17 protein-coding genes, 1 other RNA gene and 1 pseudogene are annotated in these 20,085 nt (G+C 58.1%); 6 read left to right on the top strand and 13 right to left on the bottom strand.

The features are described from left to right. Nucleotides 1–13: 13 nt before the first annotated feature. The 3 genes from ACMGGE_RS11785 to ACMGGE_RS11795 form a co-directional block, all read right to left on the bottom strand. Entirely contained in the window at nt 14–3,103 is a 3,090-nt protein-coding gene (locus ACMGGE_RS11785; RefSeq protein ID WP_420293785.1) for a beta-galactosidase, read from the bottom strand. 102 nt (nt 3,104–3,205) lie between these two features. After that, the gene (locus ACMGGE_RS11790) at nt 3,206–4,276 is read right to left on the bottom strand and encodes a LacI family DNA-binding transcriptional regulator (protein ID WP_111967299.1); all 1,071 of its coding nucleotides are present in this window, start codon (nt 4,274–4,276) and stop codon (nt 3,206–3,208) included. 78 nt (nt 4,277–4,354) lie between these two features. After that, on the bottom strand, nt 4,355–4,966 hold the full coding sequence (locus tag ACMGGE_RS11795; protein ID WP_032656565.1) for a YczE/YyaS/YitT family protein: 612 nt from the start codon (nt 4,964–4,966) through the stop codon (nt 4,355–4,357). A gap of 86 nt (nt 4,967–5,052) precedes the next feature. Between ACMGGE_RS11795 and ACMGGE_RS11800 the strand changes: the two genes are divergently transcribed. After that, complete coding sequence (locus tag ACMGGE_RS11800; RefSeq protein WP_111967298.1) at nt 5,053–6,474, top strand: PLP-dependent aminotransferase family protein; 1,422 nt, start codon at nt 5,053–5,055, stop codon at nt 6,472–6,474. 82 nt (nt 6,475–6,556) lie between these two features. Here ACMGGE_RS11800 and ACMGGE_RS11805 read toward each other — a convergent pair whose 3' ends face one another. The 3 genes from ACMGGE_RS11805 to ffs all read right to left on the bottom strand — a co-directional run bounded on the left by ACMGGE_RS11805 (nt 6,557) and on the right by ffs (nt 7,378). Continuing rightward, the gene (locus tag ACMGGE_RS11805) at nt 6,557–6,772 is read right to left on the bottom strand and encodes a hypothetical protein (RefSeq protein ID WP_008503298.1); all 216 of its coding nucleotides are present in this window, start codon (nt 6,770–6,772) and stop codon (nt 6,557–6,559) included. Beyond that, entirely contained in the window at nt 6,769–7,020 is a 252-nt protein-coding gene (locus ACMGGE_RS11810; RefSeq protein ID WP_023310587.1) for a hypothetical protein, read from the bottom strand. Before ACMGGE_RS11810 ends, ACMGGE_RS11805 begins: the two co-directional genes overlap by 4 nt. 261 nt (nt 7,021–7,281) lie before the next feature. Then, nucleotides 7,282–7,378, bottom strand: an RNA gene (gene ffs / locus ACMGGE_RS11815) — signal recognition particle sRNA small type. Nucleotides 7,379–7,462: 84 nt separating this feature from the next. Here ffs and ACMGGE_RS11820 point away from each other — a divergent pair. Beyond that, a pseudogene (locus ACMGGE_RS11820) lies at nt 7,463–7,860 on the top strand (MGMT family protein). A gap of 30 nt (nt 7,861–7,890) precedes the next feature. Here the strand turns inward: ACMGGE_RS11820 and ACMGGE_RS11825 are convergent. Continuing rightward, nucleotides 7,891–8,418, bottom strand: coding sequence for a YbaY family lipoprotein (locus tag ACMGGE_RS11825; protein WP_045909766.1), 528 nt, complete (start codon nt 8,416–8,418; stop codon nt 7,891–7,893). A 203-nt stretch (nt 8,419–8,621) separates the two neighbouring features. Here ACMGGE_RS11825 and tesB point away from each other — a divergent pair, with 203 nt between their 5' ends. Continuing rightward, nucleotides 8,622–9,482, top strand: a complete 861-nt coding sequence (gene tesB, locus ACMGGE_RS11830; protein WP_023293157.1) for an acyl-CoA thioesterase II — start codon at nt 8,622–8,624, stop codon at nt 9,480–9,482. Between the two features lie 95 nt (nt 9,483–9,577). On the opposite strand, the gene amtB is transcribed toward tesB, so the two are convergent. The 5 genes from amtB to ACMGGE_RS11855 all read right to left on the bottom strand — a co-directional run bounded on the left by amtB (nt 9,578) and on the right by ACMGGE_RS11855 (nt 15,497). Then, complete coding sequence (gene amtB, locus ACMGGE_RS11835) at nt 9,578–10,867, bottom strand: ammonium transporter AmtB (RefSeq protein ID WP_047074530.1); 1,290 nt, start codon at nt 10,865–10,867, stop codon at nt 9,578–9,580. A 35-nt stretch (nt 10,868–10,902) separates the two neighbouring features. Next, nucleotides 10,903–11,241 (bottom strand): P-II family nitrogen regulator, encoded by a 339-nt coding sequence (glnK, locus tag ACMGGE_RS11840; protein ID WP_008503304.1) that lies wholly within the window; start codon nt 11,239–11,241, stop codon nt 10,903–10,905. 220 nt (nt 11,242–11,461) lie between these two features. Further along, nucleotides 11,462–13,243 (bottom strand): SmdB family multidrug efflux ABC transporter permease/ATP-binding protein, encoded by a 1,782-nt coding sequence (locus ACMGGE_RS11845; protein ID WP_048030098.1) that lies wholly within the window; start codon nt 13,241–13,243, stop codon nt 11,462–11,464. Continuing rightward, on the bottom strand, nt 13,236–15,008 hold the full coding sequence (locus tag ACMGGE_RS11850; RefSeq protein WP_126534535.1) for a SmdA family multidrug ABC transporter permease/ATP-binding protein: 1,773 nt from the start codon (nt 15,006–15,008) through the stop codon (nt 13,236–13,238). Before ACMGGE_RS11850 ends, ACMGGE_RS11845 begins: the two co-directional genes overlap by 8 nt. A gap of 30 nt (nt 15,009–15,038) precedes the next feature. Then, nucleotides 15,039–15,497: an Lrp/AsnC family transcriptional regulator gene (locus tag ACMGGE_RS11855; protein WP_008503307.1), complete on the bottom strand. Its 459-nt coding sequence runs from the start codon at nt 15,495–15,497 to the stop codon at nt 15,039–15,041. Between the two features lie 115 nt (nt 15,498–15,612). Here ACMGGE_RS11855 and ACMGGE_RS11860 point away from each other — a divergent pair, with 115 nt between their 5' ends. Further along, nucleotides 15,613–16,659 (top strand): PLP-dependent cysteine synthase family protein, encoded by a 1,047-nt coding sequence (locus ACMGGE_RS11860; RefSeq protein ID WP_048030096.1) that lies wholly within the window; start codon nt 15,613–15,615, stop codon nt 16,657–16,659. A 41-nt stretch (nt 16,660–16,700) separates the two neighbouring features. Here ACMGGE_RS11860 and cof read toward each other — a convergent pair whose 3' ends face one another. Beyond that, a complete protein-coding gene (cof, locus tag ACMGGE_RS11865; RefSeq protein ID WP_045356424.1) occupies nt 16,701–17,519 on the bottom strand; it encodes an HMP-PP phosphatase in 819 nt (272 codons plus the stop codon). Nucleotides 17,520–17,620: 101 nt separating this feature from the next. On the opposite strand from cof, the gene ACMGGE_RS11870 reads away from it, so the two are divergent. Then, complete coding sequence (locus ACMGGE_RS11870) at nt 17,621–19,321, top strand: SgrR family transcriptional regulator (RefSeq protein WP_420293786.1); 1,701 nt, start codon at nt 17,621–17,623, stop codon at nt 19,319–19,321. Nucleotides 19,322–19,387: 66 nt separating this feature from the next. Then, nucleotides 19,388–20,083, top strand: a complete 696-nt coding sequence (queC, locus tag ACMGGE_RS11875; RefSeq protein ID WP_008503311.1) for a 7-cyano-7-deazaguanine synthase QueC — start codon at nt 19,388–19,390, stop codon at nt 20,081–20,083. Nucleotides 20,084–20,085 lie beyond the last annotated feature (2 nt).

Genomic DNA, 20,085 nt, shown 5'->3' on the forward strand with positions numbered 1-20,085 from the left:
TCTCAATGATCCGTTAAGGATTTTGCTGCCAGCTAAAGGTGTAGCGAAGCTGGCGTGTTTGCAGAATGAATTCCGGTGAAACGCTGGGGCTCCAGGAGTCGTCGCCGCCCACGCCCATATGGAAAGCATCGAGGTTGAGCCAGCACCCCGGCTCTTCCCGCAGCAGATGGTGATGGGTTGTCTCGCGCAGCTGCTGCTGGCTGTAGCGGCTCACCGAGAAATGGAACCGGCCATGTACCTGATGCGTTCCCAGCACCAGCTCCCGCGTATCACAGCGCAAACCATTTTCCGTCGGGAAGATATACGGCGTGTGCATCTCCGCCAGGGGTAATGTCCAGCGTCCCTGCTGTGCCGCCAGCGTTCTGTCCGGGTAGTTTTCATGCGGCCCCAGCCCCAGCCAGGACACGTTTTCCGGCGTTTCGGCGAGATGAACGCTCAGGCCAATACGTGCGGGTTCCGGGATATCGGACGCAATATCCACCTGAATATCGCCGTGCAGCCTCCCGTGGTCATCCACCCGCCAGACTTTACGGCTCAGGAACAGCGTTTTGCCATGATACTCCCCGACGTGAAGGGTATTGACCACGACTTCGCCCGCATGCTGCTCTGCCTCACAGTACAGAACGCGTGAGGTGAAATTGTACATGCCCGCCGCTTTCCAGCGTTCAACCCAGGCATTCGGATCGATCCTCGTCGCTTCACTCACGCCAATATCATTGTCCAGCGGCGCACGGCTGACGTTATCCGTCAGAGGTGACATCAGCGTTTCCACGCCATTTCGCCACCATTGGGTCAGGTTTCCGGATGCACGATCGAACTGCCAGCGCTGTTGACCATGCGCGATCGCCAGGATGCGGTCGTTTTGCGTCAAAACCGGCGGCTCGCCCGCAGAGGCTGGCGGTGCGACAAACAGCGGAGACGGAAGCGGCCACTGCTCCCACGCGCAGCGATGGTCAGCCGGTGACCACGGCGTTGCACGCGGCTGGCGCACTTCAACATTCAGCCAGACTTCCCCCGGTTCGGCTTTCAATTCCGGTAGAGCGATCTCCAGACGCTGAGCGCCTTCAGGGGCTATCGCCAGCGTCACCTCGCCCGAAACCAGCACCTCCCCATCCCGGCTGACCGTCCAGCTCAGCACCTCGTTATCGGTATAGCGGAACAGGTAGCCGCTTTGCACCTCAATCACCAGCGGAGAGGTACTGACCCGCGTAAAGGTGAAGAACTGCTGCGCGCGCTGCGCCTCGAACAGCGCCGGGTGCGGCGTGCGATCGGGGAAGACCAGGCCGTTGAGGCAGAACTGTCGATCGTTTGGCTTATCGCCAAAGTCCCCGCCGTACGCCCAGAACGCGTTGCCATTTTCGTCTTTCTTCGTTAATGCCTGATCGACCCAGTCCCAGACAAATCCCCCCTGCAGGCGAGGGTGGCTGCGAAACGCCTGCCAGTATTTCGCGAACCCGCCGAAGCTGTTCCCCATCGCGTGGGCGTATTCGCAGAGGATCAGCGGGCGTGTTTCATCCGGCATGCCGATCCATTTCTTGATTGACCATTTAGGCACTGCCGGGAAGGGCTGATCCTGATCGACCCGGGCATACATCGGACAGACAATATCAGTCGCCGCCGTGTTCGCGCCGCCACCTTCATACTGCACCGGACGCGTCGGATCCGTGGATTTCACCCAGCGGTACAGCGCGTCGTGGTTTGCACCGTGCCCGGACTCATTGCCCAGCGACCAGATGATAATTGAGGGATGATTACGATCGCGCTGCACCATACGGATCACGCGCTCGCTCATGGCGGGCAGCCAGCGCGGATCGTCAGCAAGGCGGCTCATCGGCACCATGCCGTGGGTTTCGATGTTGGCTTCGTCAACAACGTACAGCCCATAGCGGTCGCAAAGCCGGTACCACAGCGGATGATTCGGGTAATGCGAGCAGCGCACGGCGTTGAAGTTGTGCTGCTTCATGATCTCGATATCGCGACGCATCGTCGCTTCGTCCATCACCTGGCCGTTTTCCGGATGATGCTCGTGCCGGTTAACCCCGCGGATCAACAGCGGTTTACCGTTGAGCTTCAGCAGGCCGTTGCTGATTTCAACCCGGCGGAAGCCGACATCGCAGGCTTCCGTCTCAAGCACGTTGCCCTGCGCATCCAAAAGCGCGATCGTCAGGCGATAGAGTTCCGGGGTTTCCGCACTCCATAACGCCGGGGCTGTAACCGGGATCGCCGCCGTTAACCGCTCGGCCCAGTTGCCGCGCTCGTCCACAATGGCAGAGCCTGGCCGTTGGGTGGTGCTGCCACAGCGTTCACCGTTGCGCCACAGCGTTATCGCCACGTCGCACTCAGCGTAGTCAGCGCCTGTCAGCGCGACCTCGACTTTCAGCACCGCGCGGTCCAGTTCCGCATTCAGATCGGTGACCACATGATAATCCGCAATGTGCGTCTCCGGCTTATGCAGCAGGGAGACATCACGGAAAATGCCGCTCATGCGCCACATGTCCTGATCTTCCAGATAGCTGCCGTCGCACCAGCGCAAGACCATGACCGCCAGGCGGTTCTGCCCTGGGCGTAATGCCGCCGAGAGGTCAAACTCGGCGGGCAATCGACTGTCCTGGGAATAGCCTATCCACTGCCCGTTGCACCACAGATGGAACGCCGAGTTCACGCCATCAAAAATAATTCGGGTTTGCCCGCTCTGAAGCCAGGCGTCATCCACGTCGAATGTGAGCGAGTAACAACCTGTCGGGTTTTCCTGCGGTACAAAAGGCGGGTTAACGGGGATTGGATAGGTGACATTGGTATAGATGGGCGTGTCGAACCCCCGCATCTGCCAGTTAGACGGCACGGGCATCGCGACGACATCAGCGCAATCTTCGGTGACCCATGCCTGAGGAACCCGCTCGGGAGCAGAAAAGTAGCTAAACCGCCAGATCCCGTTGAGGGAGCGCCTGCTGAGGGATCCAGCGTCATTTCTGGCGGAAGATTCATGACGCCAGCTGTGCAACGGCGCGTGTGCGGGCAGGCGGTTCCACTGGGTGACGCCGGGGTTTTCCCAGTCCCGACGGGCCAGGATGTCGCTGAGGGTCAGCGAAGGTGGATGAGACATATCAACCTCTTTGCGAAGCGCTCACAATTTTGGTTAACATGCCCTGGCATTATGCGACGGTAAAGCGTTCGATCGCAGGGTAGCGAGTCCGATCACAAAGTTTTATTTGCGGGCAAGCTGCTCGGCCAGGAGTGCCAGACTTCTGAGCTGCTGCGCCAGATCCTCGCGTTCGGCCTGCTGCGGCGCGCGGCGCGCGCTGGAATGCCGGGTAACCAGCGCCACCGGCAGCTGAACCTGCCAGCACGTCTCGCCTTCGGTGGGGGCCAGCAGCCACTCCACGCTGCGCTCGCCCGCCTCGCGAAATGCCTGGCGAATGGTCGTCAGCGGCGGGGAAAACCAGGCGCTGTCAGCCGTATCGTCGAACCCAAGCACCGACATCTGACCTGGAATCGCGATCCCCTTTTCCGCGCAGGCGCGCATCACTCCTAGCGCCATTTGATCGTTCGCCACCAGAATGGCATCCGGCAATGCGCTACCCGACAGCAGCACATGTCCTTTCTCATAACCGCTGGCCGCGCTCCAGTCCCCGTAGGCCACCGCAGCGGCGTCATGTCCCGCGCGGGCCAGAGCCGCTTTCCAACCAGCCAGACGCGCCCGAGCAGAGACCGAGCTTTCCGGCCCGCTCAGCAGGGCAATATGCTGATGCCCCAGCGAAAGCAGGTGCTCAACGCCCAGATGCGCGCCCTGCCCGGCGTTAAACACGAGGCTGTTTACCTGTGCTGAAGGCGAGACATCAAGGAACAGCACCGGAACAGGTGATGCCAGCGCCCTGAGCGCTTCGGCGTCAGAATCGTCGAGCGGCACATTCACCAGCAACGCCTCCACCCGCTGCGCCAGCAGCGCCTGAAGCGCGGCCTGACACTGCTGCGGCTGCTCCACCATGGAAATGAGGACGCTCGCCCCTTTTTCGGCCGCACGTGATTTTACCGCCGACACAATTTGCGAGGGCGCATGCAGGGCAAGATCGGTGGTGATGAGTCCCAGCGTGCGGGTGCGTTTACCCGCCAGCTGCTGTGCCCGCAGGTTAGGTACGTAGTGCAGCTCTGCCATCGCCTGCTGCACCTTTTCCCGCGTGCGGGCAGAGACATGCTCCGCGTCGTTAATGACGCGAGAGACGGTCTGATAAGAAACCCCCGCAAGGAGGGCGACATCATAGAGAGTGATCGCTTTCATGCATTGTGGCATCGCGTGAGTCGTGGCCCATTATTGTGGCACAGCGACGCCGTTAAAGCATGTGAGCGCTTCGCAAAATTAGACAACCCGCTCCGGCTGCGCGATTTCAGCAACGCGCGGCTTCTGGCGGAACCAGGGCAGACAGAGCTGGATAAGTGGGCCAATGGTCAGGGCATACACGACCGTTCCCACCCCAAACGTGCCGCCAAGCACGCACCCAATCAGCAGGACGGACACCTCAATGGAGGTGCGCACGCTGCGAATGGACCACCCCAGCCGGGCATGAATGCCGGTCATCAGGCCGTCGCGCGGGCCAGGCCCAAAACCGGCGCCAATGTACATGCTGGTCGCAATCGCGTTCATCACGATGCCCGACACCAGGAAAGCGATGCGAACAGGTAACGAATCCAGTTCCGGAATAAGCGCCATGCTGGCGTCCGCCGCCAGACCAATACAAATCACGTTGCTGATGGTGCCCAGGCCCGGCATCTGGCGCAGGGGGATCCACAGCAGCAGCACCGCAGCACCGGTTAAAATGATCACCGTCCCGATGGTCATCCCCAGCTGTATCCCCACCCCAAGGTGAAAAACATCCCAGGGATCGACACCCAAATCGGAACGAATAAACATCGCGGTGGACAGGCCATACAGTCCTAAACCGACATAGAGTTGTAGCAGACGACGTACCATTTTTATCTTCTCCAGTGAACCAGGCTTTCATCCTGACCTAAAATGGCACTATGATTAATGTCCAGTTTTCAAATAGTGGACTGCATATGTCGTCACGTCGCTTCGGAAGCCAGTCTCTGGTACGCCTTTTAGGCCACTGGCAGCAAACCTCATCCCGCACGCCGCTCTGGCGGCAGCTGGCCGATGCGCTGCGCCTGTTAATTCTTGATGGACGTCTGGCACTGAATACACGGCTACCGGGAGAGCGCGAGCTGGCCACGGCCCTGGACGTAAGCCGGACCACCATCAGCAGCGCCCTCGCCCATCTGCGCGAGGAGGGATATCTTGAGAGCCGCCACGGCAGCGGGTCACGCGTGATCCTCCCGGATACGCGCGCCGTTCCCACGCTTTCCGCGGCGAGTGCTGCACTGGATCTCTCCACTGCCGCCCTCAATGCCGGGCCGGAGATCCACCAGGCGTATACCCATGCGCTCACGGCCATTACGCAGCACCTCTCGCTGACGGGCTACGATCAGCTAGGACTGCCAACGCTGCGGGAGGCCATCGCTGCGCGTTATACCGCGCGGGGCCTTCCCACCCGCGCGGACGAAGTGATGGTGGTCAATGGCGCCGTCAGCGGCTTCGCGCTGGTCCTGCGGATGATGACCGGGCCCGGGGATCGCGTCGTGGTCGATCACCCCACCTATCCGCTGGCGATTGCCGCCATTCAGGGCGCGCAGTGTCGGCCCGTGGGGGTGTCGCTGCCGGAAACGGGCTGGGATACGGATGGCTTCGCCGCCACGCTTGCCCAAACCGCGCCGCGCCTGGCGTACCTGATGCCTGATTTTCATAACCCCACCGGGCGCTGTATGGATATCGCGACGCGCCAGGCCATTACCAATATTGCTGCGCAAACCCGTACGGCGCTGGTGGTGGATGAAACGATGGTGGATCTCTGGTTTGACGCCCCTCCTCCGCCTCCGCTGGCCTCCTTTAACCCGCAGGCCACCGTCATCACCTTAGGTTCTGCCGGAAAAAGCTTCTGGGGCGGGCTGCGTCTCGGCTGGATCCGCGCCTCCTCGCGCACGATCGCCACGCTTGCCCAGACGCGCGATACCCTCGATTTAGGTTCACCGCTGCTGGAACAGCTGGCGGCGCTGTGGCTCATCAACAACAGCGAGACGTTTCTACCCGCCCGCCGCAAAATGCTGGCGGAGCGACGCGATCGATGCGGTGAACTGCTGCGTGAACATTTCCCGGAGTGGACATTCCATGAAGCGGAAGGCGGGCTTTCATACTGGATTGAGCTCCCCGGCATGCTGGCGACGCAGCTTGCCGCACGGGCTGAGATTCTGGGGATTAATCTGGGAACCGGTACGCGGTTTGGTTTATCGGGTGCGTTTGACCGCTATTTGCGGATGCCCTTCTCGCTCGAGCCAACAGAGCTTGAACAGGCGCTGCTGAGGATTAAACCGTTATGGCTCGCCCTGAATAAAAACGTGCCAGCCGTTAAACGCAGCGTGATTTAATAGCAAAAGTTTGAAGCCGATCATAAAAAATAAAAACTGCTGACTGTCACGGATACAGTCAGCAGTTTTCACCCATCCGGAATTAATGCTGAGCAGGAATAGGAAACCCTTTCAGTGAAATAACGAAGTTTTCACCGTCTTTCTTTATTTTTGCGCCAGTATCACACCAGTCAGACGCAATACGAAAGAACTCATCACTTCCGACATTCCAGCCAAGACGTACATGCTTCACGTAGCCTGAACGCAATAGATCGCAGGCCTCTTTGTAGTCACTGGCAGTTGACAGTTGTTGTTTCATTTTCTCTTCTTCAGAAGTTTACGTAGAGCCTTGATTTCTTTAGGAGTAAATGGAGAAACACTCTCTTCTTCCGTATGCTGATTATCAATATCCTCTTCCGATACTCCCGCCTCTTCTACTGCTTCGAACGCCAGCAGCAGCAGTTTCTCTGTCGTCACGCTTAAGTTCTCGTTATTCACTTCCGCATAGTGGCGAAGCCTTTCTTTTAGCGCGTCATCAATCTTAACGTTTAATACCGCTGTAGCCATGTTTGTCACTTCCCTTCGGAATAAGTACTTTATTTAATACACGAAGTTAACAATGTTATCCAGATATATATTTTTTGAGTTATGCCAGAAAATAGACGGCCAATGATAAAATGCCCGACTATTATTACAGGTTTATGACAATAATATTTCAGCACGATGAAATATATATTACACGATATAGGCATAATATTATTGTGGGATAGCCGTCAAAAGTGAGAGGTGAAAGCAGGAAGATTTTATGATGGCGTAAATGGGTGGGGGCCCTGCCAGCTACATCCCGGCACACACGTCGTCTGCCCTGGCTGCTTCCTTCCGGACCTGACCTGGTGAACAGAGTAGCGTTGCGGGAGAACCAACAGAGCCCCCATTGAGAGCGTTGATAACCAACGCGCTGGCGCATTATCCCTGTGCGAAGGCCCAATTGCAAGCCGCCAGGAACCGGATGCTGGTTTCTTGCGCAAACAGGCGCAGCAATCATGACGATCTTCGTTTACCATGGCTCTCCAGAAACTCCCCACAGGTGAAGGTATGGACGAGCACGACTCCTTTCCACAGCGCGTATGGCAAATCGTGGCTTCAATCCCGGAGGGCTATGTCACCACCTATGGTGATGTCGCGCGCCTGGCCGGTTCCCCGCGCGCGGCGCGACAGGTTGGAGGCGTCCTGAAACGGCTGCCGGAAGGCAGTACGCTGCCCTGGCATCGGGTGGTGAACCGTCATGGCGTCATCTCACTCACCGGGCCGGATCTCCAGCGTCAGCGTCAGGCGTTACTTTCAGAGGGGGTGCAGGTGTCAGGGTCGGGTCAGATCGATTTGCAGAAGTACCGGTGGGTGTATTAACCCCTCTCCCGAAGGAGAGGGGGATACCCATTACATCTGAGTGGGTGGGGTTGGCAGGGACGGCTGATTGGTCTGCGGGGCGATCGGCACTTCGGTCTGCTGCACAGGCACCAGGTTCAGGTCGATTTTGGTTCCACCGTTGTTAATCGCTTCCTGGACCGTATCGGTGATAAACACCAGCTTACCGTTGATGGTGACCGCTGCGCTCAGCAGAATACGGGCATTAGGCTGCACGTCCGACGGGTTATACGGCAACACGAAGCTAAACGGCGCCTGCTTGCCTTCAGTACGGACGGCACGCTGAGCCACGACTTTCGACGGCGCGTCGGCCAGGGAAGCATCAGACAGCGTCACCGTTAATACCGCATCCGGCGGCAACGCAACTTTCTGTTTAATCCAGATGGTACCGGAAACGTTAGGCTGCTGAATGGACTGCTGCGATAGGGTATTAATCCCGTTCGGGTCAGCTGCTGGCACTGGCACCTGGGCGCTCTTACCGGCACAGGCGGACAACGCCACCGCAATCGCTACACCACTTAGCATAGGCACGAGTTTCATTGAAGTCTCCTTATCATCAATGCACCAGCGGGATCGATCCCATCCGATGTCGTTTCAATCACATAACGTAGTTAAGTGTGGCACAACTCACTGATTAATGCCTGAAATCATCCCGATATTCAGATTATTCTACCCATCGGACCACTTTCTTTTCTGCGTTATACTCTGCCTATCTTTCGCTACGGCGTTTATTGAGGACAACTATGAGTCAGGCACTGAACAATCTGCTGACATTACTGAATCTGGAAAAAATTGAGGAAGGACTCTTTCGCGGACAAAGCGAAGATTTAGGTTTACGCCAGGTCTTCGGTGGGCAAGTCGTTGGACAAGCGCTGTACGCTGCAAAGGAGACTGTCCCGGCAGACCGTCTGGTGCATTCATTCCACAGCTACTTCTTACGCCCTGGCGATAGCGCGAAACCCATCGTGTATGACGTTGAAGTTCTGCGAGACGGTAACAGCTTCAGCGCGCGCCGCGTCGCGGCCATTCAGAACGGTAAGCCGATCTTTTACATGACAGCCTCCTTCCAGGCGCCAGAGCCGGGTTATGAGCATCAGAAAGTCATGCCCCCTGCCCCCTCGCCGGACGATCTCAAATCGGAAACGGATATCGCTCGCGCCCTGGCGCATCTGCTGCCGCCGCAGGTCAAAGAGAAGTTTCTCTGCGATAAGCCGCTTGAGATCCGCCCCGTCGAATTCCACAACCCAATGAAGGGCCACACCGCCGAGCCAAAACGCCAGGTGTGGATCCGCGCCAACGGCACCGTGCCGGAAGATTTCCGCGTCCATCAGTATCTGCTGGGCTATGCGTCTGACTTCAACTTCCTGCCGGTGGCGCTGCAGCCGCACGGCGTCGGCTTCCTCGAAAAAGGGATGCAGGTCGCGACCATCGATCACTCGATGTGGTTCCACCGTCCCTTCAACATGAATGAGTGGCTGCTCTACAGCGTGGAGAGTACGTCGGCATCCAGTGCCCGCGGGTTTGTGCGAGGGGAGTTTTATACTCAGGACGGCGTGCTGGTGGCTTCAACGGTGCAGGAAGGGGTAATGCGTAACAGAGGTTAATGTAAAAAGCCCGGTGGCGCGACGCTTACCGGGCCTACGTTTTGTGCTGTTGTAGGCCGGGTAAGGCGAAGCCGCCACCCGGCAAGACACTCAGATCATGCGTTATACGCATTCTCGCCGTGGCTGTTCACATCCAGACCTTCGCGTTCCTGCTCTTCCGGTACGCGCAGACCGACCGTCATATCCGCCAGCTTGTAGCCGATGAACGCGACAACCGCAGACCACACCACGGTGATAGCAATACTCTCCAGCTGCACCAGCACCTGATGAACCATGGTGACGCCTTCTGCATAGCCCACACCACCGAGTGATTTCGCCGCGAAGATACCGGTCATGATACAGCCGACAATCCCGCACACGCCGTGAACGCCAAATACATCGCAAGGGTCATCCACGCGCAGCAGACGTTTCAGTGCGGTCACGCCCCACAGACCCGCCAGACCGGACACCAGGCCGACCAGCAGCGCGCCGCCTACGCCGACATAACCACACGCAGGCGTAATACCGACCAGACCCGCAATCGCCCCCGAGCAGGCACCCAGCAGGGAAGGTTTACCGCGCACCGCCCACTCGCCAAACACCCAGGAGAGGATTGCGCCCGCCGTGGCCACCACGGTGTTCACGAAGGCCAGTGCGGCAATTTCGTTCGCGGCACTGGCTGAGCCGGCGTTGAAGCCAAACCAGCCAAAGTAGAGGATCGCGGTACCGGTAAAGACCATCGGCAGGTTGTGCGGTTTGAACGCTTCTTTACCGAAGCCCACGCGTTTGCCAATGAGGTATGCGCCCACCAGACCCGCGACCGCGGCGTTAATGTGAACAACGGTACCGCCCGCGAAGTCCAGCGCACCGTGCGTCGCCAGCAGACCGCCACCCCAGACCATGTGCGCAATCGGCACATAGGAGAGCGTCAGCCAGACCACCACGAAGATCAGGACCGCAGAGAAACGAATACGCTCGGCGAGCGCGCCCACAATCAGCCCGACGGTAATGCAGGCGAAGGAGCCCTGGAACGCCACGTGAATATACTGATAGAAGCTGCCCATCAGCGCGGTCAGTTCAATGTTTTTCAGCATCACCCAGTCGAAGTTACCAAAGAACGCGTTGCCCGTGCCGAACGCCAGCGAGTAACCGTAAACCACCCACAGCACGCAGACCAGTGCGAACGTCACGGCAACCTGCGTCAGCATGGAGAGAACGTTTTTGCCACGGATCAGGCCGCCGTAGAACAGCGCAATGCCCGGAATGGACATGAACAGCACCAGCGCGGTGCTGATCATCATAAAGGCGTTGTCGGCTTTGTCGGCCACCGCAGGGGCAGCAGCCAGCGCCAGGCCCGGCAGCAGCGCCAGCGAACCCAGACCCGTTTTAAGTGTTGCTATCTTCATTTTCTCGATCCCTATCACTGTGTGCCAGGCGTTAATTACAGAGCCGCTTCGTCAGATTCGCCGGTACGGATGCGAATGACGCGCTGCAGTTCGGCAACGAAAATTTTGCCGTCGCCAATTTTGCCGGTGTAGGCCGCTTTGCTAATGACATCAATGACTTCATCAAGCTGATCGTCAGCAATCGCGACATCAATTTTTACTTTTGGCAGAAAGTTAACGCTGTATTCCGCCCCGCGATAAAGCTCGGCATGACCCTTCTGACGACCAAAGCCTTTCACTTCGGTGACAGTCAGTCCCTGAATACCCATTGAAGACAATGCTTCACGCACGTCTTCGAGTTTGAATGGTTTGATTACAACCGTAACCAGCTTCATAGATCCCCTCCAGTCAGAATTCGGTAATGGCCGCAGCTTACGCGGAAGGTATTGCAAGGGATGTGCCAGAAATGAAAACGGGAGGGAATCGCGGTGCGATATGCGTTACACGGCCCTGATAAATGAACCGGTGAAAAAAAACGCACCATGCCGGTGCAGGGTGCGTTTCAGTTTTGCACCAACAGGAATGACTGTTAGCGCGGCGCCTCATTTTAGTGCATCAGGCGCTAAGCGACTCTTCATCACGCACGCTGGCGGCCAGCTCTTCGCCCGCCAGCTGCAGCTGGTACATCTGCCAGTAGCGCCCTTTTGCTTCCAGCAGCTCGCGGTGCGTACCGCGCTCCACGGCCTGTCCGCGATGCAGCACCAGAATAGTGTCCGCGTCGACGATGGTGGAAAGACGGTGGGCAATCACCACCAGCGTCGTATGGTCGCGTACGGCGGCCAGCGCCTGCTGAATCGCCTGCTCGGTACCGGAATCTATGCTGGCCGTAGCTTCGTCAAGAATCAGCACCTGCGGCGTTTCAATCAGGACGCGCGCCAGCGCCAGGAGCTGTTTTTGCCCCACGGAGAGATTGTTGCCCTGCTCGCCCAGCTTCGTGTTGATCCCGTCGCTGAACCCGCGCGCCAGCTCTGCCAGCTGCACCGTTTCCAGTACTGCCCAAACCTGCTCCTCCGAATAGTCCCGTCCCAGGGTTACGTTGGCAAAGAAGGTATCGGCCAGTACGACCGGATCCTGCTGCACCATCGCAACGCCTTTGCGTAACACCGTGTGGCTAAGAGACGCGAGCGGGCGCCCGTCGAGGCGGATTTCGCCTTGCGTGACCGGGTAGTAGCCCATCAACAGGCTGGCGAGCGTGCTTTTACCGCTGCCGGTATGGCCCACCAGCGCGACGAAACCGCGCGACGGAACGTCAAGCGTGATGTCCTGCAACACCAGACGATCTTCGCGGTAGGCAAACGAGACGTTATCAAAGGCGATAGTCCCGCTTTGCAGAGGTCGCTCATCATTGCCGTAGGCCTGACGCGGCCTGTCCATCAGCTCAAAGACGCGCTCACCGGCGACGACCGCCTGTTGCAGCATCGATTGCTGCGTAGTGAGCTCGATCAGCGGCTCGTTGAGGCGTCCCAGATAGCTAATAAAAGCGTACAGCACGCCCACCTCAATCGTACCGTTTGAGCTCAGGCCAAAGAGCATCAGCAACCCACACAGCACCAGCGCTGAGAACAGGCTCAACAGCGGTCGCAGCAGGAAACCGTCCAGGCGCAGCGTCTGCATACGCGCCATATAGTGTGAACGGCTGGCTTCGCCCATGCGCTCGCCAAAGCGCGCCTGCTGGCGGAACTGCTGGATGACGCTCATGCCGTTAATCACTTCGTTGAAGCCATCGTTGATGTCGGCCAGATAGGCGCGAACCCGACGCACAATCGGCGTACTGTAACGCTGATAAATCACCATGACGATCAGCACCGCCGGGAAGATGGTGATCGCCACCAGCGCCATGCGCCAGTCGAGGCTGAACATCGCCACCAGCATCGCGCCAATCAGCGCCGCGCTGCGTAATACCGTCGCGACCACGGTGACGTACAGATCGCGGATCACCTCGGTATCGTTGGTCACGCGCGAAATCACCTGCCCGACCGGCTGGATATCAAACTCGCTGAGCGGCTGGCGAAGCGCCGCGTCCATGACATCGGTACGCAGCTGCTGAACAACGCCCACGGCGGCCCGGTTAAACAGCAGCGACTGAGCATAATGCAACCCTGCCGCCGTCAGCTGTAAGCCAACGTAGGCCACGCCTAACCCCGCCACCAGCCCGAGCGGCAGGTAGCTTTTGGCGACCATATTGTCGATGAAATAGCTGATGAGCAGCGGTCCGCTCACTTCGGCAATCGCCGCAATCCAGAGTAAAAGCACAGCAACGGAGAGCGGTTTACGCCACGGCGAGCCGTAGGCCAGCAGACGTTTAAGCGTCGGCCACATCGTTCCGAGCTTACGCATTGGCGGCCTCCTGATCCTGTTCCGGCGCATCGTCAAGCGCTGCTTCAAGCTGCTGATAGCGGTACATATCGCGATACCAGCCCGGCTGCTCGGCCAGCGCGTCATGCTGCCCACGCTGGGCAATATGGCCGTGCTGCAATACCAGAATTTCACTGGCTTCGGTAAGCGCTGACAAACGATGGGCACTGATGATTATCGTGCGTCCGTCGCCCCACTGGCGCAGGTTATGCAGGATCTGATGCTCGGTACGGCCATCCACGGCGGAGAGCGCATCGTCCAGGATCAGGATTTCCGCATTCAGCAGCAGCGCGCGAGCAATGGAGATACGCTGTTTTTGCCCGCCGGACAGCATGACGCCACGTTCCCCGACTTCGGTGTCGTAGCCCTGCGGCAGACGCAAAATGTCATCATGTACGCTGGCTAAACGCGCCACATGCTCGATCTCTTCCTGCGTTGCCGCCGGGCAACCGAGCGCGATGTTGTTCGCCACGGTGTCAGAAAAAAGAAACGGCGTCTGGCTGACAACCGCCAGGCGACCACGCCACTCATCCAGCAGCAGGCTGGTGAGCGGAATATCATGGAAGCGAATATCGCCCTGCGTGACGTCAAAGTGGCGCTGGAGCAGCGAGAGCACGGTACTTTTACCGGATCCCGTCGGGCCACATATGCCCAGCATCTGGCCGGGCTGCAGCGTAAAGCTGACGTTCTCCAGCACCGGATGCTCCGTATGCGGATAGACAAACTTGCGGACGTCGACATGCATGACGCCGCGCCCTTCCGGTACGGCTTCGCTACCGTCGATGACCACCGGCGCTTCGGCCAGCATGGCGCGAATGCGGCTATAGGCGGCACTGCCGCGCTCCACAATGTTAAACATCCAGGCCAGCGCCAGCATCGGCCATATCATCAGCCCCAGATACATGGCAAAGCTGGTCAATTGCCCCAGGGTGAGCGTGCCCTGTACCACCATCCAGCTGCCGCCGCCAATGGCCAGCAGGTTTGCCATGCCAATCGCGATATAGATCGTCGGGTCAAAGCGAGCGTCAATACGCGCGACGCGCATGTTCTTCGCTCCCGTGTCCGCGGCATCGGCCGCAAACAGCGCTGATTGCCGGTCCTCCAGGCCAAACGCCTTGATCATGCGGATGCTGGTCATGCTCTCCTGGGTGCGATCGTTCAGCGACGAAAACGCCGCCTGCGCCAGCTTGAAGCGCTCGTGCAATTGTTCGCCATAGCGATTGATCGCCAGCGCCATGAGCGGCATCGGCAGTAGGGCCAGCAGGGTCAACTGCCAGCTGATCTGCGTGGACATGACGATCAGCACCGCACAGCCCATCACCAGCGAGTCCACCAGCGTCAACACCCCTTCCCCGGCGGCAAAGACCACGCGGTCGACGTCGTTAGTGGCGCGCGCGATAAGATCCCCGGTGCGGTGGCGTAGATAGAATTCGGGATGCTGTCGGCTCAGCTGGTGATAAAAATCTTCGCGCAGCTCAACGGCCAGCTGATAGGACGCACCAAACAGCAGCACGCGCCAGACGTAGCGCAGCAGATAAACAATGACCGCCGTCAGCACCAGCGTGCCAACCCACATCAACACCCGTGCGGTGGTGTAATGCTGTTCGGTGACGCCATCCACGACGTAGCCCACAACTTTCGGCGGGATCAGCTGCAGGATGGCAATGATAATAAGCAGGGCGACTGCACCGAGGTAGCGTTGCCACTCCCGACGAAAGTACCAGCTTAATTGGGCAAATAATCGCACGCGGTTTGTTCCTGAAGGTATTTTACGAAGTTATTCAATAGGTAATGCTGTGGTGTATTTAATCTGTTCCATGGCGAAGCTTGAGGTGACGTCCGATAACCCCGGCACGCTGTTCACCAGCCGCTTGTAGAAGTCATCATAGCGCTTCATGTCGGCCACCTGGACGCGCATCAGGTAATCGTACTCGCCGGCCATGCGCCAGAAACCGAGCACTTCGGGCATCTCAGACACCTGGGTGACGAAGCGGCAATACCACTCGCTGCTGTGATGCTGGGTTTTTATCAGCACAAATGCCGTCAATCCAAGCCCCAGTTTTTCGGGATCTAACAGCGCGACGCGCCCCAGAAGAATGCCGTCATCTTCCAGCTTCTTAAGACGCTTCCAGCACGGGGTGGTGGTCAGATTAACGGCATCTGCCAGCGCCTGCAAAGAGAGGGTACAGTCACTTTGCAGCAATGAAAGGAGCTTGCGGTCAATTTTATCTAGCATACCCACCTCACAGAGAAAAATTTTCTCCCTTCATTCTATTTTAAAGGCCAGATAGCAACAATTTTTTCTGTGCTTTTCGCTATGCTAGGCACAAAATGACAAACGGATAACGACGATGAATAGCACCTGGGTTAAACATGCGATCAGCGAAATCAATGCCGACTATCAGCGCTCGGCGGATACGCACCTGATTCGCCTTTCCCTGCCGGGATTTGACGGCATTCAGCTCTATCTGAAAGATGAAAGCACCCATCCTACCGGCAGCCTGAAGCATCGCCTGGCGCGCTCGCTGTTTTTATACGGTTTATGTAACGGCTGGATTAAAGAGGGTACCACCATTATTGAATCCTCTTCCGGTTCAACGGCAGTATCCGAAGCCTATTTCGCCCGCCTGCTGGGTCTGCCGTTTATCGCGGTGATGCCCTCCTGCACCGCAAAACGCAAAATCGAGCAGATCGAATTTTACGGCGGTCGCTGCCACTTTGTGGAAAGCGCCTGCGAAATCTACGCCGCCTCCGAAATGCTGGCCCGTGAGCTGAACGGCCACTATATGGACCAGTTCACCTTCGCCGAGCGCGCGACAGACTGGCGCGGGAATAACAACATTGCCGACAGTATCTTCCGCCAGATGACCCACGAACCGCATCCGGTTCCGTCGTACATTGTCATGAGCGCCGGTACCGGCGGCACGTCAGCCACGATCGGACGCTACATCCGCTGTCAGGGCTACGATACCCAGCTGATGGTGGTTGATCCGCAGAACTCCGTGTTCCTCGACTACTGGCAAAACCGCGATGCCGACCTGCGCAGCCCGGTAGGCAGCAAAATTGAAGGCATTGGTCGTCCGCGCGTCGAGCCCTCTTTCATCCCCGACGTGGTGGACGAGATGATGCGCGTGCCGGATGCCGCCAGCGTGGCCACCGCTCACTGGCTGGAAACGCAGCTGGGTCGCAAAGTGGGCGCCTCGACGGGCACCAATATGTGGGGCGCGCTGCAGCTTGCCGCACGCATGCGCGAAGCGGGCCGCAGCGGTTCCATCGTCACGCTGCTGTGCGACAGCGGCGAGCGTTACCTTGATACCTACTACAATGCGGAGTGGGTGCAGGCTAACATCGGTGACATCGCCCCCTGGAAAGCGCAGATTGCGCAGCTGCTGAAATAAAAAAAAGCCAGACCGAAGTCTGGCTTGCTGGAAGGGTCTCACTATTCGGGGGAATAGGGGAGGTTGTTATTGTCCAGCCAATGCGTCAAAAAATGGGACACCGCTTCATTACGGCAGTGACCAATAACCGGCAGATGAGGAAGTTCTGCTTTCAGCTGCGCCATCGCATTCCCCATGATCAGACCGCGACCTACGCTACCCAGCATTTCGCGGTCGTTCATGGCGTCGCCGAACGCCATACACTCCTGCAGCGTTAAGCCCAGGTGGTCGCTCAGCACCGCCAGAGCCGAACCTTTGTTACAGCCTACCGGCAGCACTTCCAGACAATCCACCGCCGAGAAGGTCAGGTGCGCCCGGTCGCCCAGCGCCTCATTCAGTTGAATCCTTAAGCGGCATAGATCGTCATGATCGCCACAGAAGCAGATCTTGGTTACCGCATGGGCAGGGATCCGACGCAGATCGATAAGCTGGTATTTAAAGCCGCTGTATACATGCGCGTGCAATAATTCCGGGATGTCGCTTCCGGTAAACCAGCCGCGATCGTTAAAGACGTGGACGCTGGCCTGCGTGTCCCAGGTACTGTGCAGCACGATGTCCGCCACTTCCGGGTTGAGATCCTGTCGGTGCAGCACATCGCCTTCTACGGAGTGAATTCGCGTCCCGTTGCCGGTGATCAGAAAGGCGTCGAGGGAAAACGCGCCCAGCAGGTGGCGCATCTCCAGCACATGGCGGCCAGTGGCAAACGTCAGGGTGACATTACGCTCGTGCAGACGCTTCAGCGTGTTCAGGGTTTTCTCCCCTAAACGGTGATCCGGCATTAACAGCGTACCGTCCATATCAAATGCAGCGAGCCGAGCCATGATTACTCCCGAAATGTGATGCGGTTAACTTGTGCAACAGTATCGTGTGAGATATACGGAAGTAATAGTGAAAAGATGATAATTATTGTTCCGGGTTTAGCATGCGCCAGCTCAATCGACTTAATCAGTATCACCGGCTCTGGCAGCCTTCCGAGGGTGCAACGCAACAGGTCACCATCAGCGAGCTGGCCGCCCGCTGTTTTTGCAGCGAGCGGCATGTCCGAACGCTGCTGCGTCAGGCACAGGAGGCGGGCTGGCTGAGCTGGCGAGCGCAGTCTGGCCGCGGTAAACGGGGTGAACTGACGTTCCATGTCGCGCCTGAATCTCTGCGCAATACCATGATGGAGGAGGCGCTGAGGCGGGGAGAACAGCACAACGTGCTTGAGCTGGCCCAGCTCGCCCCCGACGCATTGCGATCATTGCTGCATCCCTTTTTAGGCGGGCAGTGGCAAAACGATACGCCAACGCTGCGCATCCCTTATTACCGCTCGCTGGATCCGCTTCATCCGGGTTTTTTACCCGGTCGGGCGGAACAGCATCTGGCAGGACAGATCTTTTCAGGACTGACGCGCTTTCACGGCAACAGCAGTGAACCGACTGGCGACCTTGCCCATCACTGGGAGGTGTCGACGGACGGTTTGCGCTGGCATTTTTATATTCGTTCCACCTTACACTGGCATAACGGCGATAAGGTCGAAACCGGACAGCTTCAGCAAAGCCTGAATGCGCTTTTTGCCTTGCCCGCCCTGCGGAAACTGTTCCAGAGCGTCCTGCGCATTGACGTCACTCACCCTCAGTGTCTGACGTTCACGCTGCACCAGCCGGACTACTGGCTGGCACACCGCCTGGCCACCTACTGTAGTCGGCTTGCACATCCCGAACAGCCCATGACGGGCTGCGGCCCCTTCAGGCTAAGCGTATATGAGCCCGATCTTGTCCGTCTGGAAAGCCACGAGCAGTACCATCTCAGCCACCCGCTGCTTAAGGCTATCGAATATTGGATCACACCGACGCTGTTTGACTATGGGCTGGGTACCAGCTGTCGCCATCCGGTGCAGATCGCCATTGGCGAGCCGGATGAACTTGAAAGCCTGCGCCTGGTGACGAACAGTACCAGTCTTGGCTTTTGCTATCTCACCCTGAAGCAAAGCCCGCGGCTGAGTGAAATGCAGGCACGACGGCTCATCAACATCATTCATCTCTCATCGCTTCTGCATACGCTACCGCTTAACGAGGGGCTGATTACCCCAACAGAGGAATTACTGCCCGGATGGGCGATCCCTCAGTGGTCGGATCTGGCACATGTCCCCCTGCCGGAGACCTTAACCCTGATTTACCATTTGCCAGTTGAGTTGCACACGATGGCGCGTCAGCTAAAACAGTACCTTGCACAGCAGGGCTGCGAGCTAACGGTTATCTTTCACGACGCAAAAACCTGGGACGGATGCCAGCAACTGGCGGACGCGGATCTCATGATGGGTGACAGGCTGATTGGCGAAGCGCCGGAATATACGCTTGAGCAGTGGCTACGCTGTGATGCCCTCTGGCCACACCTGCTGAGCGCGCCGCAATATGCCCATCTGAAGGCCACGCTGGATGCGGTACAGACTCAGTCAGATGAGCAGGCCAGACATGCCGGGCTCAGGGCCATTTTCTCCGGACTCATGGAAAAGGCGGTGATCACCCCACTGTTCAATTATCAATACCAGATCAGCGCCCCGCCGGGTGTCAACGGCATACGCCTCAACACCCGCGGCTGGTTTGACTTTACCGAAGCCTGGCTGCCCGCCCCCAAAGCGTGAAGAAGCTGGTCGCCGTCGTGGTCAGACGGTAACATAACGTTTTTACCGTAACAGTCGAGATGATTTATGAAACGTGCCGTCGTCGTGTTCAGCGGAGGACAAGATTCTACTACCTGCCTGGTTCAGGCTCTTCATCAGTACGATGAAGTTCACTGTGTGACTTTCGATTATGGTCAGCGTCATCGCGCTGAGATCGACGTTGCCCGTGAACTGGCCCTGAAACTGGGCGCACGCGCGCACAAGGTGCTGGACGTTACGCTGTTAAATGAACTGGCCGTGAGTAGCCTCACCCGGGACAGTATTCCCGTCCCGGACTACGAACCCGATGCCAGCGGCATTCCGAATACCTTCGTGCCGGGCCGTAATATCCTCTTCCTGACCCTGACGGCGATCTACGCCTACCAGGTGAAAGCCGAAGCGGTGATCACGGGCGTGTGTGAAACAGATTTCTCCGGCTACCCGGACTGTCGTGATGAGTTCGTGAAGGCGTTAAACCACGCCGTCAATCTGGGGATGGCGAAAGAGACGCGCTTTGAAACCCCGCTGATGTGGCTGGATAAAGCCGAAACCTGGGCGCTGGCGGACTACTGGGGCAAGCTGGACCTGGTTCGCAGCGAAACCCTCACCTGCTATAACGGCATCAAAGGCGACGGTTGCGGCCAGTGCGCCGCCTGTAATCTGCGCGCGAATGGGCTGAACCACTATCTGGCCGATAAAGCCGGCGTGATGGCCGCGATGCAGAAAAAAACCGGGCTTAAATAGGG

Origin of the sequence: Enterobacter sp. BNK-22 (assembly GCF_048684805.1) — a bacterium.
GTDB classification, from domain to species: domain Bacteria; phylum Pseudomonadota; class Gammaproteobacteria; order Enterobacterales; family Enterobacteriaceae; genus Enterobacter; species Enterobacter quasiroggenkampii.

What these genes read in the sequence shown, in the direction of transcription:
- ACMGGE_RS11795 (WP_032656565.1), bottom strand. Translation starts at nt 4,966, where the DNA reads ATGGTACGTCGTCTGCTACAACTCTATGTCGGTTTAGGACTGTATGGC.
- ACMGGE_RS11855 (WP_008503307.1), bottom strand. Translation starts at nt 15,497, where the DNA reads ATGCTAGATAAAATTGACCGCAAGCTCCTTTCATTGCTGCAAAGTGAC.
- tesB (WP_023293157.1), top strand. Translation starts at nt 8,622, where the DNA reads ATGAGTCAGGCACTGAACAATCTGCTGACATTACTGAATCTGGAAAAA.
- ACMGGE_RS11790 (WP_111967299.1), bottom strand. Translation starts at nt 4,276, where the DNA reads ATGAAAGCGATCACTCTCTATGATGTCGCCCTCCTTGCGGGGGTTTCT.
- glnK (WP_008503304.1), bottom strand. Translation starts at nt 11,241, where the DNA reads ATGAAGCTGGTTACGGTTGTAATCAAACCATTCAAACTCGAAGACGTG.
- ACMGGE_RS11810 (WP_023310587.1), bottom strand. Translation starts at nt 7,020, where the DNA reads ATGGCTACAGCGGTATTAAACGTTAAGATTGATGACGCGCTAAAAGAA.
- ACMGGE_RS11845 (WP_048030098.1), bottom strand. Translation starts at nt 13,243, where the DNA reads ATGCGTAAGCTCGGAACGATGTGGCCGACGCTTAAACGTCTGCTGGCC.
- ACMGGE_RS11870 (WP_420293786.1), top strand. Translation starts at nt 17,621, where the DNA reads ATGCGCCAGCTCAATCGACTTAATCAGTATCACCGGCTCTGGCAGCCT.
- ACMGGE_RS11800 (WP_111967298.1), top strand. Translation starts at nt 5,053, where the DNA reads ATGTCGTCACGTCGCTTCGGAAGCCAGTCTCTGGTACGCCTTTTAGGC.
- ACMGGE_RS11825 (WP_045909766.1), bottom strand. Translation starts at nt 8,418, where the DNA reads ATGAAACTCGTGCCTATGCTAAGTGGTGTAGCGATTGCGGTGGCGTTG.
- amtB (WP_047074530.1), bottom strand. Translation starts at nt 10,867, where the DNA reads ATGAAGATAGCAACACTTAAAACGGGTCTGGGTTCGCTGGCGCTGCTG.
- cof (WP_045356424.1), bottom strand. Translation starts at nt 17,519, where the DNA reads ATGGCTCGGCTCGCTGCATTTGATATGGACGGTACGCTGTTAATGCCG.
- ACMGGE_RS11860 (WP_048030096.1), top strand. Translation starts at nt 15,613, where the DNA reads ATGAATAGCACCTGGGTTAAACATGCGATCAGCGAAATCAATGCCGAC.
- ACMGGE_RS11805 (WP_008503298.1), bottom strand. Translation starts at nt 6,772, where the DNA reads ATGAAACAACAACTGTCAACTGCCAGTGACTACAAAGAGGCCTGCGAT.
- queC (WP_008503311.1), top strand. Translation starts at nt 19,388, where the DNA reads ATGAAACGTGCCGTCGTCGTGTTCAGCGGAGGACAAGATTCTACTACC.
- ACMGGE_RS11785 (WP_420293785.1), bottom strand. Translation starts at nt 3,103, where the DNA reads ATGTCTCATCCACCTTCGCTGACCCTCAGCGACATCCTGGCCCGTCGG.